Origin of the sequence: Streptomyces sp. NPDC085946 (assembly GCF_044540485.1) — a bacterium.
In the GTDB taxonomy this organism is placed as follows: domain Bacteria; phylum Actinomycetota; class Actinomycetes; order Streptomycetales; family Streptomycetaceae; genus Streptomyces.
The window spans coordinates 1-15,913 of sequence record NZ_JBITSF010000044.1 but is presented as its reverse complement, the minus strand read 5'-3'; the positions used below and the strand labels follow the sequence as shown (position 1 = coordinate 15,913).

At 72.7% G+C, this 15,913-nt stretch carries 15 protein-coding genes and 1 rRNA gene; 12 read left to right on the top strand and 4 right to left on the bottom strand.

Annotated features, from left to right (window positions below):
• Positions 1-252: 252 nt before the first annotated feature.
• A complete protein-coding gene (locus tag ACIF8T_RS38830) occupies positions 253-1,812 on the top strand; it encodes an FAD-binding oxidoreductase (protein ID WP_400042002.1) in 1,560 nt (519 codons plus the stop codon).
• A 13-nt stretch (positions 1,813-1,825) separates the two neighbouring features.
• Here the strand turns inward: ACIF8T_RS38830 and ACIF8T_RS38825 are convergent, their stop codons facing one another.
• Together ACIF8T_RS38825 and ACIF8T_RS38820 are read right to left on the bottom strand one after the other, a co-directional pair.
• Entirely contained in the window at positions 1,826-2,533 is a 708-nt protein-coding gene (locus tag ACIF8T_RS38825) for a phosphatase PAP2 family protein (RefSeq protein WP_400042000.1), read from the bottom strand.
• A gap of 250 nt (positions 2,534-2,783) precedes the next feature.
• The gene (locus tag ACIF8T_RS38820; RefSeq protein ID WP_400041998.1) at positions 2,784-3,791 is read right to left on the bottom strand and encodes an NlpC/P60 family protein; all 1,008 of its coding nucleotides are present in this window, start codon (positions 3,789-3,791) and stop codon (positions 2,784-2,786) included.
• A 461-nt stretch (positions 3,792-4,252) separates the two neighbouring features.
• Here ACIF8T_RS38820 and ACIF8T_RS38815 point away from each other — a divergent pair, with 461 nt between their 5' ends.
• From ACIF8T_RS38815 to ACIF8T_RS38785, 7 genes are all read left to right on the top strand, one after another.
• A complete protein-coding gene (locus ACIF8T_RS38815) occupies positions 4,253-4,561 on the top strand; it encodes a hypothetical protein (RefSeq protein ID WP_003991275.1) in 309 nt (102 codons plus the stop codon).
• A 91-nt stretch (positions 4,562-4,652) separates the two neighbouring features.
• Positions 4,653-4,775 carry a hypothetical protein gene (locus tag ACIF8T_RS38810; RefSeq protein WP_400041996.1) on the top strand — a complete coding sequence of 41 codons (123 nt, stop codon included), beginning with the start codon at positions 4,653-4,655 and terminating at the stop codon, positions 4,773-4,775.
• Positions 4,772-5,602, top strand: coding sequence for a hypothetical protein (locus tag ACIF8T_RS38805; RefSeq protein WP_400041995.1), 831 nt, complete (start codon positions 4,772-4,774; stop codon positions 5,600-5,602). Before ACIF8T_RS38810 ends, ACIF8T_RS38805 begins: the two co-directional genes overlap by 4 nt.
• Complete coding sequence (locus ACIF8T_RS38800) at positions 5,592-6,944, top strand: hypothetical protein (RefSeq protein WP_400041993.1); 1,353 nt, start codon at positions 5,592-5,594, stop codon at positions 6,942-6,944. Before ACIF8T_RS38805 ends, ACIF8T_RS38800 begins: the two co-directional genes overlap by 11 nt.
• The gene (locus tag ACIF8T_RS38795) at positions 6,941-8,497 is read left to right on the top strand and encodes an SCO6880 family protein (RefSeq protein WP_400041991.1); all 1,557 of its coding nucleotides are present in this window, start codon (positions 6,941-6,943) and stop codon (positions 8,495-8,497) included. Before ACIF8T_RS38800 ends, ACIF8T_RS38795 begins: the two co-directional genes overlap by 4 nt.
• 6 nt (positions 8,498-8,503) lie before the next feature.
• Entirely contained in the window at positions 8,504-9,913 is a 1,410-nt protein-coding gene (locus ACIF8T_RS38790) for an ATP-binding protein (protein ID WP_400041990.1), read from the top strand.
• 8 nt (positions 9,914-9,921) lie between these two features.
• A complete protein-coding gene (locus ACIF8T_RS38785; protein WP_400041988.1) occupies positions 9,922-11,391 on the top strand; it encodes a type IV secretory system conjugative DNA transfer family protein in 1,470 nt (489 codons plus the stop codon).
• Between the two features lie 73 nt (positions 11,392-11,464).
• Here the strand turns inward: ACIF8T_RS38785 and ACIF8T_RS38780 are convergent, their stop codons facing one another.
• The gene (locus ACIF8T_RS38780; RefSeq protein WP_400041986.1) at positions 11,465-12,007 is read right to left on the bottom strand and encodes a GNAT family N-acetyltransferase; all 543 of its coding nucleotides are present in this window, start codon (positions 12,005-12,007) and stop codon (positions 11,465-11,467) included.
• A 94-nt stretch (positions 12,008-12,101) separates the two neighbouring features.
• On the opposite strand from ACIF8T_RS38780, the gene ACIF8T_RS38775 reads away from it, so the two are divergent.
• Genes ACIF8T_RS38775 through ACIF8T_RS38760 form a run of 4 tightly spaced genes read left to right on the top strand, consistent with a single transcriptional unit; the run spans position 12,102 to position 15,784 of the window.
• A complete protein-coding gene (locus ACIF8T_RS38775) occupies positions 12,102-13,022 on the top strand; it encodes an ABC transporter ATP-binding protein (RefSeq protein WP_400041984.1) in 921 nt (306 codons plus the stop codon).
• A complete protein-coding gene (locus ACIF8T_RS38770) occupies positions 13,019-13,807 on the top strand; it encodes an ABC transporter permease (RefSeq protein WP_400041983.1) in 789 nt (262 codons plus the stop codon). The genes ACIF8T_RS38775 and ACIF8T_RS38770 overlap by 4 nt, the downstream gene beginning before the upstream one ends.
• A gap of 4 nt (positions 13,808-13,811) precedes the next feature.
• Positions 13,812-15,107, top strand: a complete 1,296-nt coding sequence (locus tag ACIF8T_RS38765) for a sensor histidine kinase (RefSeq protein ID WP_400041981.1) — start codon at positions 13,812-13,814, stop codon at positions 15,105-15,107.
• The gene (locus tag ACIF8T_RS38760) at positions 15,104-15,784 is read left to right on the top strand and encodes a response regulator (RefSeq protein ID WP_400041980.1); all 681 of its coding nucleotides are present in this window, start codon (positions 15,104-15,106) and stop codon (positions 15,782-15,784) included. Before ACIF8T_RS38765 ends, ACIF8T_RS38760 begins: the two co-directional genes overlap by 4 nt.
• Positions 15,785-15,836: 52 nt before the next feature.
• On the opposite strand, the gene rrf is transcribed toward ACIF8T_RS38760, so the two are convergent.
• Positions 15,837-15,913 (bottom strand): 5S ribosomal RNA (gene rrf, locus ACIF8T_RS38755); the annotation flags it as partial.

Genomic DNA, 15,913 nt, shown 5'->3' with positions numbered 1-15,913 from the left:
AGGACCAGCACCCCGGGCGCGCACGATCCCGGGGCCCGACCGGCGCTCCGAACTCCGGGCCCCGGTGGCCGCGGACGTAACCGGCCCTCCAGACTCCGGCGGCCACCGATGCGGCACACGCCCCCGGAACCGCCGACCGCCAGCAGGACCAGCACCCCGGGCGCGGCAACGCCGGGAGGGAACATCCCGGCCTCCGTGGAACCCGCGGGGCGCGGAACCCGTCTCGCTCCACGGGACCCAGGGGAGGCGCACATGGACCGGCGTACGTTCATCACGGGCGGCACCGCTGCCCTCGCGGCGGCGACGGTGACGGCCGCCTGCGACCCCGCCGGCCCGGCCGGCGCCGCCCGCACCACCACGACGGCCGCCACCGGCCGCACCCCCCTCACCCCCACCGGCGCCGCCGCCCCCGCCGACTGGGCCGCCCTGGCCCGCGACCTCGACGGCTCGCTGGTCCGCCCCGGCGACGCGCAGTGGAAGGCGGCCCGGCAGCTCTACAACACCCGCTTCGACACCCTCACTCCGGCCGCCGTCGCCTACGTCGCCCACCCGGACGACATCCGCACCTCCCTCGCCTACGCCCGCGCCCGCGGCCTGCGCGTGGCGATCCGCAACGGCGGCCACTCCTACGCCGGCTGGTCCTCGGGCAACGGCCGCCTCGTCGTCGACGTCTCCCGTCTCTCCCGCGTCCGGGCGGGCGGCGGCCAGGCGGTCGTCGGCGCCGGCGCCAAGCTGATCGACGTCTACCGCGCCCTGGCGGCGAAGGGCGTGACGATCCCCGCCGGTTCCTGCCCGACCGTCGGCGTCTCCGGCCTCACCCTCGGCGGCGGCCACGGCGTGGTCTCCCGCGCCTACGGCCTGACCTGCGACAGCCTCACCCGGGCCACCCTGATCACCGCGGACGGCCGGCAGCTCACCGCCGACGCGCGGGAGAACAAGGACCTGTTCTGGGCGCTGCGCGGCGCGGGCAACGGCAACTTCGGCGTCGTCACCGAACTGCACTTCACCACCCACCCCGCACCCCAGGGCGTCTCCGCCTACCTGACCTGGCCCTGGTCGAGGGCCGCCGCGGTGGTGAAGGCCTGGCAGGAGTGGGGCCCGTCGCAGCCCGACGAGATCTGGTCCTCGCTGCACCTGGCGAGCGCCGGCGCCACCCCGACCGTCTCGGTCGCCGCCTTCTCCCTGGGCACCCTGCGCGAACTGCAGAACGCGGTCGACCGCCTCGCCGACCGCGTCGGCGCCCCGGCCCGCAGCGTCTCGCTGAAGCGCCGCTCGTACGAGGAGTCGATGGAGGTCTACGCCGGCTGCTCCTCGTTCCCCACGGACGCCCAGTGCCACCTGCCCGGCCCGACCCCCGGCCGCTCCCCGCAGGGCGCGCTGGGCCGCGAGACGTACGCGGCCCGCTCCGACTTCTTCGACCGCCCGCTCTCCCCGGCCGGCATCCGCGCCCTGCTGTCCGGGATCGGCTCGGTGCGCGGCGGCGCGGGCAGCATCGCCCTCACGGCGCTCGGCGGAGCCGTCAACCGGGTCTCCCCGACGGCCACGGCCTTCGTCCACCGCCGCTCGCGCATGCTGGCCCAGTACATCGCCTCCTGGCGGGCGGGCACCGCCGGCACCACGGCGCAGTCGTGGCTGACGTCGGCCCACCGGGCCATGCGCCCGTACGCCTCGGGCGCGGCCTACCAGAACTACACGGACCCGACCCTGGCGAACTGGCGCACCGCGTACTACGGGGACGCGGCCGCGCGCCTGGCGAGGCTGAAGAAGCAGTACGACCCGGACCGCTTCTTCACCTACCCCCAGGCGCTGTAGCGCGGAAGGCCGGTCAGGCGGCCAGGTCCCGCTCCTCCGACCCGGCGGTCTCACGCCGGGTCCCCGGGATCACCGCGTCCTGTCCGACGGCGGCTCTTCCCCGCCCCCTGATGAGCCGGCCCGCGCGGGGCGAGCGCTCCACGGCCTTGGCCACCGGGGTCAGCAGCGCCATGGCGAGCGGCGACAGCAGCAGCACCACGGCCGTGCCGAGCGCGAAGCCGCCGACGACGTCCGTCGGGTAGTGCACGCCCATGTAGACCCGGCAGAACCCTTCGAGCAGCGCGAGCCCGATGCCGACGAGACCGAAGCGGCGGTTGGCCACGAACAGTCCGACGCCCATGGCCATGGTGATCGTCGCGTGGTCGCTGACGAAGGAGTAGTCGGTCTTGCCGGAGACCAGGACCTCCAAGCCCTGGTGGTCGAGGAAGGGCCGCGGCCGCTCCACGAATCCCCGTATCGGCACGTTCACCAGCACCGCGACGCCGGCCGCGAGCGGCGCCCACACCAGCGCCGCGACGGAGGACGCCGCGTCCTCGCCGCCGCGTCGCCGTACGGACCACCAGCACCACAGCACCAGCAGCACCAGGGCGAGCAGCAGCCCGTACTCCCCGACGTACTCCATGATCCGGTCGAACCACGGCGGGGCGTCCTTCGCCAGGCCGTTGATGTCGTAGAGCAGGTCGACGTCGGGGTTCGACCCGGATTCGGCGAGTCCAGCCATGGTGCTGCGGCCCCTTCGTCATCTCTCCCGGCGCACCGGTGTGCGCACCGCTCCTGCCACCCCCGTGGTGGTAGATCCGCTTCCGTTTCTCCCGCACGCGTGCGGGACACGCGCGCCTGACGTCCGCTCGGCTACGCCAACAGGAACGCACGGTCCCCGCTGATACGTTCCACACTCCACCGAATGATCACGCAGACGTTATCGAAAGGAAACCCATCGCCGCAGCTCAGGGGGTGGTTTCACGCTCGGTTCACACCGTGGTGGGCAGTGCTTTCGCGCCATCTTCGGTGACCCGGGTGGCTCCGAAGTAGTCGGGGGTGTCGATCGGGTCGAACCGGATCACGGCCCCCGTGCGGGGTGCGTCGATCATGTACCCGCCACCGACGTAAATGCCGACATGCCGGATGGCGCGCGGATTGGTGAGGTCGTCCGAGAAGAACACCAGATCGCCCGGGAGCAGCTCGTCCCGCCGGGGGTGCGGCCCCGCGTTGTACTGGTCGTTGGCGACCCGCGGGAGCGTGATGCCGACGCTCTCGTAGGCGGCCTGCGTCAGACCCGAGCAGTCGAAGCGTCCGCCCTGCTCAGCGGTGCCGGTGCCGCCCCACAGGTACGGCGTGCCGAGCTTCTTCTGGGCGTAGGCGATGGCCCCGGCGGCCTGCTGGGAGGGGTCGACGCGACCGACGGGCGCGGCGAAGCTCTCCTCCAGGGCCTGGATCCTCTTGACGTAGTTCTGGGTCTCCTTGTACGGCGGCACGCCCCGGTACTTGATCACCGCGTAGGCCCCCGCGTTGTAGGAGGCCAGCATGTTTTCGGTCAGGTTCCCGGGCACGTCCTTCACGTACGAGGCGAGGGTGCAGTCGTACTTCGCCGCCGAAGGGATCGCGTCCGCCGGATCCCACACGTCCCGGTCGCCGTCCCCGTCGCCGTCGATGCCGTGCGCGGCCCAGGTGCCGGGGATGAACTGCGCTATGCCCTGGGCGGCCGCCGGGCTCTTGGCGTTCGGGTTGAACCCGCTCTCCTGGTAGAGCTGGGCGGCCAGGAGTGCCGGGTTGATGGCGGGGCACAGGGTGCCCCACTTCTGCACCAGGGCCGAGTAGGCGGCCGGCACGGCTCCCTTGGCCAGCGCCTTGGCGCCCCCGCCCACCCCGTTGACCAGGTTCCCGGCGACGACGAAGACCCCGACGACGAGCAGCATCACGAAGGCCAGCGCGGAACCCGTCACCGCGGTCGCCACGATCCACGCCTTACGCACCGTCAACCGCCCCTCGCCGCCCGGGAGTACGCCGCCCCGTCAGTGTAGGGGCGCTCGCCCCGGCACGGAACGATCACCACGGCGCGGGTGCGGACGGGCCGGGGGCGGCCGCCCGCGACTACCCTTCACCCGGAGAACACCGTGACGATCCCTCACCCGGCCGACCGCCCGATCCGGCGGAAGACCTGAAAAAGGCTCAACGACAGAACCGCACCCCGGGTTCCGCATCACTCTCGTTGCCGGGTGTAACCTGCCGTGATACACAGAGTGACGATACGATTCTTTCGCCCCCTGTCTCACGGCCCGCACTAGGGGACGGCGCGAACAGGTGGCAAGGTATTCGTACGGAACCCGCCAATCAATGACGCCAAGTCGACATACGACAGCGTCATCGTCGGCGAGAATGAGGCCTGACCTCTGCACGACCGCAGAGGATGCGGAACTACCCAACAGGGGCGGTGACTTACATGCTCTTTGCGGCCGACAAGGGAGACATCAACACCATCATCGGCGGGATCGCTCCGGACTGGGGCCCCTTCGGCAGCCTGGGCAACGAGGCCAAGGTGATGATCGAGGTGGTGATGGCGGTCGCCATCCTGCTCTGCCTGGGCATCGCCATCTGGGGCGCGGCCAAGCAGCGCATCGGCGCCACGGCCCTGCGGGACACCTTCAGCGCCGAGCAGGGCAAGGGCCTCATCATCGCCGGGCTGACGGGAGTCTTCATCATCGGCTCCCTCGGCACGCTCTTCACCATCGTGTACGGCATGGCCGTGTAGGCCGGGCCGGTTCGGTCCCGGCCGGGTACGCCCGGCTCCCCCTCCCTCCCACCCGCCCGTCGTGCCCACCGGCTGAGGTTGCGTCTCCCTGATGTCGAGTCACCACACCGCGCCCGCGCGGGAACCAGCACGGCTACCGTCGTACGTGCAGTACGAGCAGTACGACCGGCACGAGGAGTACCCGCACGACGTCGAGGGGGCGTACGCGGCATGAGTCTCGGAGACGAGCACCAGGGCTCCGGCGGTTACGGCGGCACCGGCCAGACGCGCACACGGCTGCCCGACGGCGGCGGCGACCCGTACGGCGGTGCCCGGCGGGCCGGCCGCTCGTCGTCGCGCAGCCTCGTCACGGTGGTCGGCGTGGTGGTCCTCCTCATCGCGGCGATCGCCTTCGCGAACCGTGGCGGAGACGACTCCTCCGCGGAGGACGAGGCCGAGCCGAAGCCCCGGACGGCGGCGACAGCCCCCTCGGGCCAGCGCCCGGTCCGGTCGAAGACCGCCGGCATCCCGTCGGGCTTCCCCCGGGACCGGGAGGGGGCGGAGAGCGCGGCGGCCAATTATGCGGTGGCGTTGGGGTCGGACGGCATGTTCAACCAGGCCCGGCGCCAGGAGATTGTGCAGGCCATCGCTGATCCCGGCTCCGTCGACCGGCTCCGGTCCGGCTTCGACGCGGACTACTCCGCGGACTTCCTGAAGAAGATCGGCCTCACCGAGGACGGCAGCGCACCCACGGGCAGCACGTTCGTCAATCGCACGCTCCCCGCCGGGACCAAGGTCACCTCCTTCAACGACAACACGGCCACCGTCGACGTCTGGTGCAACGGCTTGTTCGGGCTGGCGGGCGACGGCTCGACCAATCCCGTGACCAGTAGCTGGTTCACGGTGACCATGAAGCTGAACTGGAGCGGCGGCGACTGGAAGGTCCTCGAGACCAGCCAGAAGACCGGCCCGACCCCTGTCACGGGCGACAACCCCGTTTCCGGGGCCGACGAGATCAGCAAGGCGGTCCAGGAGTTCGGAGGGTTCACCTATGCCCGGTAGCAAGCACCTTGCGTTCAAGCTCACCGGCTTGGTAGCCGCCGTACAAGCGACTGCCGTCCTGCTGGGCACGCGGGCCTTCGCGGCGCCCACCCCCACACCGACCCCGACGCCGACGCCGTCGCCGTCGAACAGTGAGGATCCCTGCTCGCTCATCGCCGGGCCGGCCAAGAAGTACTGCGAACGCGGCCAGAACAGCGAGAACTCCAGCACCTCAGGCCCCTTCGCCGACCCCAGCACCACCCTCGACCCCCTCTCCTCCCTGGCGAAGGGCTGTGCCGACGCCGCCTCCTGGACCGTCGAGAAGCTCAGCGCCGCCGTGCAGGACACCGCGAACGTCGACTTCACGAACCCCAAGTTCCTCCAGCAGTACGCGGTCGTCTTCGCCGCGTCGACGGTCCTCACGCTCCTGCTGTGGCTGCTCGCCGTCGCCAAGCGGGCCGTCCGCGGCGTCCCCCTGTCCACCGCCCTGTCGGAGGCCATCGGCTTCCTCTGGCTGACGGTCCTGGCCTCCGCCTTCACCCCGCTGATCCTCTACACCGTGGTCTCCGCCACCGACGGCATCACCGAGGTCCTGGCCAAGGCGACCGGCGACCAGACGGACGCCTTCTTCGGCACGTTCTCCGAGGCCCTGGACAAGGGCGAGGACATCGGCGGCGGCCCGATCATGCTGATCGTCGTCTCCCTGGTCTCCATCCTCGCCGCCGGCGTCCTCTGGCTGGAGCTCGTCCTGCGCGCCGCCCTGCTCTACGTCGGCGCCCTGCTCGGCACCGTCGTCTACGCGGGCCTCGTCGACAAGAACCTGTGGGGCCACGTCCGCCGCTGGGCGGGCATCATGATCGCGGTCATCCTGGTCAAGCCGGTCATCGTCATCGTGCTGGGCCTGGCGGGCGCCCTCTCCGCCGACGACGGCCCGGACGCCTTCTCCGCCGTCGTCTCCGGCCTCGCCATCATCCTGCTCGCCATCTTCGCGTCCGCGATGATCTACCGCTTCGTCCCCGGCTTCGGCGACGAGATCGCCGGCTCCCGCAACAACCGCATCATGCAGGGCGCCGAGGGCAAGGCCGCGGCCGTCATCAGCTCCCCGGCGTCCCTGGTCGCCCAGGGCATCAAGACCCACAGCTCCCGCGCCGACCACCACGGCGGAGGCGGCCAGTCCTCCGCCCCCCGCCCGTCCAACCCCGCTTCCGGCGGGGTCGCCGCGCACAGCGCACGCGGCGCGAACGGCGGCGGATCCGTCCCCTCCGCCGCACCCGCGCCCCGGTCGAGCAGCCCGGTGAACACCCCGCACGCCGGCAACACCCGCAACAGCAGTACCAACCGCACGGGAGGTGAAGGGCGTTGACGACCGAGTCCCACGTGTCCCATCCGGTCACGCCCCGCCGTACGTATCTGATCGGCCGCGCCCGGCCGAACGCGATCATCGGCCGCAACCGCGAGACCGGCGAGATCGCCCTGATCGTCGTGGGCGCGTTCCTCGGCATGATGTGCGGGCTCCTCGTCCCCGTCCTGTCCCTGCGGATCGTGCTGCTGGCGGGCCTGCCGATGCTGGCGCTGGCCGCGGTGTACGTGCCGTACAAGCACCGCACGTTCTACAAGTGGTTCGAGATCAACCGCACCTACAAGCGGACCCTCAAGCGCGGCGCCACCTACCGCTCCGGCGTGATCGAGGCCGGCACCCGCCTCGACGGCCGCGAGATCGAGGTCGGCCCGCCCCCGGGCATCGGCCGCATCACCTGGCTGTCCGCCCCCTTCGGGCCCGACGAGATCGCCGTGCTGCTGCACGCCGACCGCAAGACCGTCACCGCCGCCATCGAGATCGAGGGACCCGGCGTCGGCCTGCGCGACAGCGAGGACCAGGAGGCCCTGGTCGACCGCTTCGGCACGCTCCTCAAGCACGTGGCCAACGGCGACGGCTTCGTCACCCGCCTGCAGATGCTCGCCCGCACCCTCCCCGCCGACCCCGACGCCCACGCCAAGGACGTCGCCGTCCGCGGCGACGAGCGGGCCCCGGGCTGGCTCCAGGAGTCCTACGACCAGCTGCAGTCGATGGTGTCCACCAGCAGCGAGCAGCACCGGGCGTACCTCGTCGCCTGCATGCACTACACCCGCGAACTGGCCGCCGAGGCCAACGCCATGGCCCGGGCCGTCCGCGCGCACGGCGGCAAGGTCGACCGGGACGCCGGTCTCGCGGTCGTCATGGCGCGCGAGCTCACCGACATCTGCTCGCGCCTCCAGGAGGCCGACATCCGCGTACGGCAGCCGCTCGGTCAGGGGCGGCTGGCGTCACTCATCCACTCGATGTACGACCCGGACCACCCGATCGACCACATCCAGGCGATGACCAAGCGCAACGCCTGGCCGGCCGAGCTGGACGCCACCGCGCCCACCTTCCTCCAGGCCAAGACCCGCGAGTCCTCCACCCGCGCCCCCTGGTGCCACGCCACCGCCTGGGTGAAGGAGTGGCCGATGACCCCCGTCGGCGTGAACTTCCTCGCCCCGCTGCTGGTCCACACCCCGGACGTCATCCGGACGGTCGCCGTGACGATGGACCTCGAACCCACCGAGGTGGCCATCGAACGCATGCTGACCGAGAAGACCAACGACGCGGCCGAAGCCTCCCGCGCCGCCAAGATGAACCGCACCGTCGACCCCCGTGACATCGCCGCCCACAGCCGCCTCGACCAGCGCGGCGAGGACCTCGCCAGCGGCGCGGCCGGCGTCAACCTGGTCGGCTACATCACCGTCTCCTCGCGCTCCCCCGAGGCGCTGGCCCGCGACAAGCGGACCATAAGGGCGTCGGCCGGCAAGTCGTACCTGAAGCTGGAGTGGTGCGACCGCGAGCACCACCGCGCCTTCGTCAACACACTCCCCTTCGCCACCGGCATCCGGAGGTAGGACCCGATGCGGGATCCGCTGTCCGTCCTCACCGACGCCTTCACCTCCTTCCTCTTCGGGAAGGTCGAGACGACCCGCCTGCCGGTGCGCACCTCCACCGGCCAGGCCCAGGCGGTCTACCTGCCGACCGCCGCCCCCGGCCTCGGCGACTCCGGCGTCATCATCGGCCGCGAGGTGTACTCCGGCAAGGGCTACATCTACGACCCCTTCCAGCTCTACGGCCAGCAGCTCCCCGCCCCCCACTGGCTGGTCCTCGGCGAGTCCGGCAACGGCAAGTCGGCGCTGGAGAAGACGTACGTCCTGCGCCAGCTCCGCTTCCGGGACCGCCAGGTCGTCGTCCTGGACGCACAGGGCGAGGACGGGGTCGGCGAATGGAACCTCATCGCCCAGGAGCTGGGGATAACGCCCATCCGGCTGGACCCGACGGCCGCCCTGGACCACGGCATCCGGCTCAACCCGCTCGACCCGGCGATCACCACGACCGGCCAGCTCGCCCTGCTCCGGACGATCATCGAGGTCGCCATGGGGCACGGTCTCGACGAGCGCGCGGGCTTCGCCCTGAAGGTCGCGCACGCCTACGTCAACGAGACCATCGTCGACCGCCAGCCCGTGCTCTCCGACATCGTCGAGCAGCTCCGCCACCCCGAGCCGGAGTCCGCCGAGGCGATGAACGTCGACATAGACGACGTACGGGCGTGGGGCCTGGACGTGGCGCTCGTGCTGGACCGGCTGGTCGACGGTGACCTGCGCGGCATGTTCGACGGCCCCACGACGGTCGGCATCGACCTGGACGCGCCGCTGATCGTCTTCGACCTGTCCCACATCGACCGCAACTCCATCGCCATGCCGATCCTCATGGCGATCGTCGGCGTGTGGCTGGAGCACACCTGGATCCGCCCCGACCGCAAGAAGCGCATCTTCCTGGTCGAGGAGGCCTGGCACATCATCAACAGCCCGTTCGTGGCGCAGCTCTTCCAGCGGCTGCTGAAGTTCGGGCGCCGGCTCGGCCTGTCGTTCGTCGCGGTCGTGCACCACCTGTCCGACGTGGTGGACGGCGCGGCGGCCAAGGAGGCCGCGGCCATCCTGAAGATGGCCTCGACACGGACGATCTACGCCCAGAAAGCCGACGAGGCCCGGGCCACCGGCCGCGTCCTGGGCCTGCCCCGCTGGGCGGTCGAGATCATCCCCAGCCTCACCCCCGGCATCGCCGTCTGGGACGTCAACGGCAACGTGCAGGTCGTCAAACACCTCATCACCGAGACCGAACGCCCGCTGGTCTTCACCGACCGCGCGATGACCGAGTCCTCCGCCGACCGGGCCGACGACGCCCTGCGCGCCGCCGAACTGGAGGCGGAGGAGCAGGCGGCGGCCTTCGTGGAGCAGCACCTGGGCGACTCCTCGTCGACGGTGGCGTAGGGGGAAGCGTGCGACCGGACGACCGCCGTGCGCCCCGGGACGCCCAGGGCGGCATCCCCGACGGCCTGCTGATCGGCATACTCGCGTTCCTGCTCGGCATGACCCTGCTGGTGTGGACGGCGACGGGCCTGGCCGGGCTGTTCGCGCACGGCGCGTGGCCCGCCGCCGTCACCTTCGCCCGCACGCCCCTGGCGATGCGCCGGCTCGTCGGCCGGCCCCACGACCTGCCGGGCGCCTGGCCGGACACCCCCGCGGACCAGCTGTCCGGCCACGGCCTGTTCTGGGGCCTGTTCATCGGCCAGCTGATGGTGCTGTTCGTCCTCACGGTGTTCGTGCTGGGCACGGTGGCACGCTGGCGGGCCGGACGGCAGCGGCGCCGGGCGGAGCAGGCGGCGGCGCCCGCGCGCCCGCCGGTTCCCGACCCGGCACCCCGGCTCCAGCACGAGGTACCGACACCCCGGACGGCACCGGAACGGACCCCGGCACCCGAACCGCAGCCCGCCGACGCCCCGGCCCCGACGGCTCCTCCGCCCGCCCGGGAACGGACGGACGGGTGGGAGAGGATCCTCGTGGCCCCCAGGGAGAGCCGCCGGACCACCGCGACCCAGGCGGTACGCGACGCGGCCGGCCCCGCCCTCGTCATCACCTCGAACCCGGCCGTCTGGCAGGACACCAAGGACGCCCGCGCCAAACTCGGCCCGGTCCTCCTCTACGACCCCACCCACCTGTGCGACACCCCCTCCCGCCTCCACTGGTCCCCCACCGCGGGCTGCGAGGACAAGCAGACGGCGGCCCACCGGGCCACCGCCCTCCTCACCCCCGTGCGCCCGGCCGCCAAGCTCGACCAGGCCGTCGCCGACACCGCCACCACCCTCCTGCGGAGCTACCTGCACGCCGCCGCCCTGGACGGCCGCACCGTCCGCCACGTGCACCGCTGGTCCCAGGGCACCCAGATCCAGGAGGCCGTCCGCACCCTCCGCACGCACCCCAGGGCCGCGCCCGGCTCCGCCGGCGAACTCGAGGCCGCTCTCACCGCGCACCCGGAGCGGCGCGACATGGCTCAGCAGCTCACGAGCCGGGCCCTGTCCGCGCTCTTCACGGTCAACGTGCGCGAGGCGTGCGCCCCCCACCGAAGCGATGCCCTCGCCCTGGATTCCTTCGTCCACGAAGGGGGCACGCTCTATGTGGTCGGCGCCTCCATCGAGGACCCCAGGACCAACCCGGGCGCGATGCCCTTCCTGACGGCCCTCGTCTCCAGCGTGGTCGAGCACGGCCGGCGCATGGCCGGACGGTCATCCTCCGGCCGGCTCGACCCACCACTGACGCTCGTCCTCGACGACGTCGCGGCCGTGGCTCCCCTGCCCGAGCTGCCGGAGCTGCTGGCCACCGGGGCGGACCGGGGCCTGCCGACCCTGGCCCTCCTCCGCTCCCGCGAACAGGGCCGCGCCCGCTGGCCGGACACCGAACTGCCGGTCTGACCGGCCGGGCCCGGCCCCGGCCGCCCGCAGCCCCGTCCCCTCAGTCCCGCCCCGCCCTCAGTCCCGCCCCGCCTCAGTCCCGCCCCAGAACGAACTCCAGCTCCCGCTTCCCCGACTCCCCCAGCGGCACGGTCACCCCGCTCGGCACGAACCCCGCCCTGCGGTAGAAACGCTGCGCCCGCCCGTTCTCCTCGTGCACGAAGAGCCGCACCCGCTCCAGCCCCCGCCCCCAGGACCACTCCAGGGCCGCGTCGAACAGCACCTCGGTCAGCCCGCTCCCCCGGTCCTCGGGCCGCACGTACACCCCGACCAGGTGCCCCTGCTCGCGCTCCACCGGGAGCCCGGCCCAGTCCGTCGTACCCGGCTCCTCCACCAGCACGGTCACCGAGGCGACCCACCGCCCGTCGGGCCCCTCGGCGATCACCTGCTGCGCCCCGTCCGCCCCCTCGGCCGCCCGCGCCGTCCGCTCCCGCCAGTAGGAGTCCGGCCGGGCCTCGGCCGCCTCGTACGTCTCCAGGAAGGCGAGGTGCGCGATCGGGTCCCGCAGCGCGGCGAGCCGCAGCTCCCTCACCGCGGGCCACTCGTCGGCACGGACGGACCGGATCACGTAGGTCATGCCGGCCACCGTAGTACCCGGGTACGACGCCCCTCACCCGGATTACCGCCCGCGGTCCGACGCCCGCCGCCCCCGCCCGGTCCAGCATCGAGACATGATTACGGCTCACGACCTCACCAAGCGCTACGGGGACAGGACGGTCGTCACCGACCTGTCCTTCACCGTCCGCCCGGGCACCGTCACCGGCTTCCTCGGCCCGAACGGCGCCGGCAAGTCCACCACCCTGCGCATGATCCTCGGCCTCGACGCCCCCACCCGCGGCCACGCCACCGTCGACGGCCGCGCGTACGCCGCCCACCCCGCGCCCCTCACCGAGGTCGGCGCCCTCCTGGAGGCCCGCTCGGTCCACCCGGGCCGCACCGCCTTCCACCACCTGCGCGCCCTCGCCCTCACCCACGGCTTCCCCGAGAGCCGCGTCGAGCACGTCCTGGCCCTGACCGGCCTGACGGAGGTCGCCCACCGCCGGGTCAAGGGCTTCTCCCTCGGCATGGGACAGCGCCTCGGCATCGCCGCCGCCCTGCTCGGCGACCCGGCCACCGTGGTCCTCGACGAACCGGTCAACGGCCTCGACCCGGAGGGCGTGCTGTGGATCCGCACCCTGCTGAAGTCCCTGGCCGCCGAGGGCCGCACGGTCTTCGTCTCCTCCCACCTGATGAGCGAGATGGCCCTCACCGCGGACCGCCTGGTCATCATCGGCCGCGGCCGCCTCCTCGCCGACACCACCGTCGACGCGTTCGTACGGGACTCCGGCGCCGGCACGGTCCGGGTCGTCACCCCGGACGCCGGGGACCTGGCACGCCTCCTCGCCGGCCCGGGCGTCGGCATCACCGCCGACGCCCCCGGCGCCCTCCGGATCAGCGGCACGGACGCCGAGCACATCGGCCGCACCGCCGCCGCCCACGGCATCCCGCTCTTCGAGCTGACCCCCGGCCGGGCCTCCCTGGAGGCCGCGTTCATGGAACTCACCCGCGACGCGGTGGAGTACACCGCCACCCTGGAAGGAGCCGCGGCATGACCACGACGACCCTCCCCCCGGCGTCCTACCGCGTCACCCCCGTCCGCGTCCTGCGCTCCGAATGGCACAAGCTGTGGACGCTGCGCTCCACCTGGACCACCCTCGCCGCGACCAGCGTCCTGACGGTCGCCATGGGCGCGGGCCTCGGCGCCGCCTACGACGGGGACGGCGAGGGCCGCCTCGACACGGTCGTCTTCGTCCTGCTCGGCACCCAGTTCGCCACGGTCAACCTGGGCGTGCTCGGCATCCTCGCCACCGCCGGCGAGTACTCCACCGGCCAGATCCGCGCCTCCATGACCGCGGTCCCGCGCCGCCTGCCCGTCCTGTGGTCCAAGGCCGCCGTCCTCACCGCCGTCACCCTGCCCCTCACCCTGTGGACGAACCTGCTCACCTTCCCGCTGGCGCAGTCCTTCCTCACCGGCACCGACCAGGCCGCCTCCCTCGGCGATCCGGGCGTGCTGCGCGCCCTCGCCGGCAACGCGGCCGGCCTCACCCTGCTCACCGTCCTGGCCCTCGGCATCGGCGCCCTCGCCCGTTCCGTCCCGATGGCCACCGGCGCCTTCATCGGCCTGGTCATGATCGTCCCCGAGGTGCTGGCCATGCTGCCGTACGACACCGCCGACGACGCCGTGCGCTACTTCCCGGGCCGCGCCCTGGAGGCCCTGACCACCGCCCAGCCCCTGCCGGGTTCGGCCTCCCCGGGTGCCGCGCTGCTGGCGATGGCCCTCTGGGCGTCGGCGGCCCTCGCGGCGGCCGCGGTCCTCCTGAGGCGACGGGACGTATGACCGCATGACGCCCACCGTGTTCCGCGCGGCCGCACCGCCCCGCACCATGGACGCCGTGACGGATGACCGGGCGGCCGAGCCCCTCACCGAGTACGTCCACCGCGTCAGCCGGCGGGCACGCGCCTTCGACAGGCGCCACCCGCTGCTGTGGGACCTGCACTTCACCGGCTTCTGGGTGACGGCGGCCCTCGTCGACTACTACGGCGGCGGCTGGCGCACCCTGGCCCTCGTCGTCGACCTCCCCGCCTGGCTGGTCCTCTCCCTGAGCCTCGGCTTCTCCGTCCCCCTGCTGTGGCGCCGCAGCCACCCCCGGGCCGCCCTCCTCGCCATGGCGCCGGTGGCCCTCGTCAACGCCTGGACGGGCGCCGTCCTCCAGGCGGCCCTGCTCCAGCTGGTCCTCGTCTACCACATCGCCCTGCGCCTGCCCCTGCGCGCCCTGTGGTGGGTGACCCCGCTGGTGACCGCCCCGGTGTTCGTCACGGCGTTCCGCCACGGGGAGGGCCACTGGTCCCAGCAGGCCGGCTCCCAGCTGACGTCGATCGGCGTGGCCGCCCTCATCGGGGTCACGGTCCGCACCCGCCGCGACTACACCGCGGCCCTGGAGGACCGCGCCCGCCGCCTGGAGACCGAACGCGACCAGCAGGCCCAGCTCGCCGCCGCCGCCGAACGCGCCCGCATCGCCCGCGAGATGCACGACATCATCGGCCACCACCTGTCCGTCATCACGGGCCTGGCGGACGGCGGCCAGTACGCGGCCGCCAAGTCCCCGGAACGCGCCGCCCAGGCCCTGCACGCCATCGGCACCACCAGCCGCCAGGCCCTGGGGGAACTGCGCGGCCTGCTGGACGTCCTGCGCGAGGAGGACGGCGCCGCCGGCGGCACGGAGGGGGCCGAACTGTCCCCCCAGCCCACCCTCACCGACCTCGACCGTCTCCTCGACGGCGTCCGCGCCGCCGGACTCCCGGTCAGCGCCACCGTCCACGGCACCCCCGCGCTGGCCCCCGGCCGCCAGCTCACCGTCTACCGGGTCGTCCAGGAGGCCCTCACCAACACCCTCAAGCACGCCGGCCCGGACGCCACCGCCCGGATCGCCCTCGCGTACGGGGACAAGGGCTCCGTCACCGTGACCGTCACCGACACCGGAACCGGCGGCCCGCCCCCGGACTCCGCCGGCCGCGGCCTCCCCGGAATGCGCGAACGCACCGCCCTGTACGGCGGCACACTGGAGGCCGGCCCCCGCCCGCACCCGGACCGGGGCTGGCGCGTCCACCTGCACCTTCCGGAGGAAACCCCGCAGTGACCACGGTCCTGATCGCCGACGACCAGCCCCTCCAGCGCTTCGGTTTCCGCATGCTCCTGGAGAGCCAGGACGACATGACGGTCCTGGGCGAGGCGGCCAACGGCAGCGAAGCGGTCCGGATGACGGCGGAGCTCCACCCGGACGTGGTCCTCATGGACGTCCGCATGCCCGGCCTGGACGGCATCGAGGCGACCCGCCGCATCGTCGCCGCCGGCGACCGCACCCGGGTCCTGATCCTCACCACGTTCGACCTCGACGAGTACGCCTACTCCGGTCTGCGCGCCGGCGCCTCCGGCTTCCTCGTCAAGGACGCCCAGCCCGAGGAGCTCCTTTCTGGAGTCCGCGCCGTGGCGACCGGCGACGCGGTGGTCGCCCCCGGCCTGACCCGCCGCCTCCTCGACGCCTACGCCCACCACCTCCCGCCCGGCCCCCGGGAAGACGCCCCCGCCATGAACCCCGTGACCGACCCCCGCCTGGCCGTCCTCACCGACCGCGAACGCGAGATCCTCACCGTCATCGGACAGGGCTGGACGAACACGGAGATCGCCACCCGCCTCCACCTGGCCGAGTCCACGGTGAAGACCCACGTGAGCCGCATCCTCGCCAAGACGGGCTCCCGCGACCGCGTCCAGGCGGTGATCCTGGCGTACGACACGAAATTGGTGAAGCCGTCCTGAAACGCAGAAAACCCCGTACCGGTGAACCCGGTACGGGGTTTTCTCAAGAATTGTTCGGCGGTGTCCTACTCTCCCACAGGGTCCCCCCTGCAGTACCATCGGCGCTGTAAGGCTTAGCTTCCGGGTTCG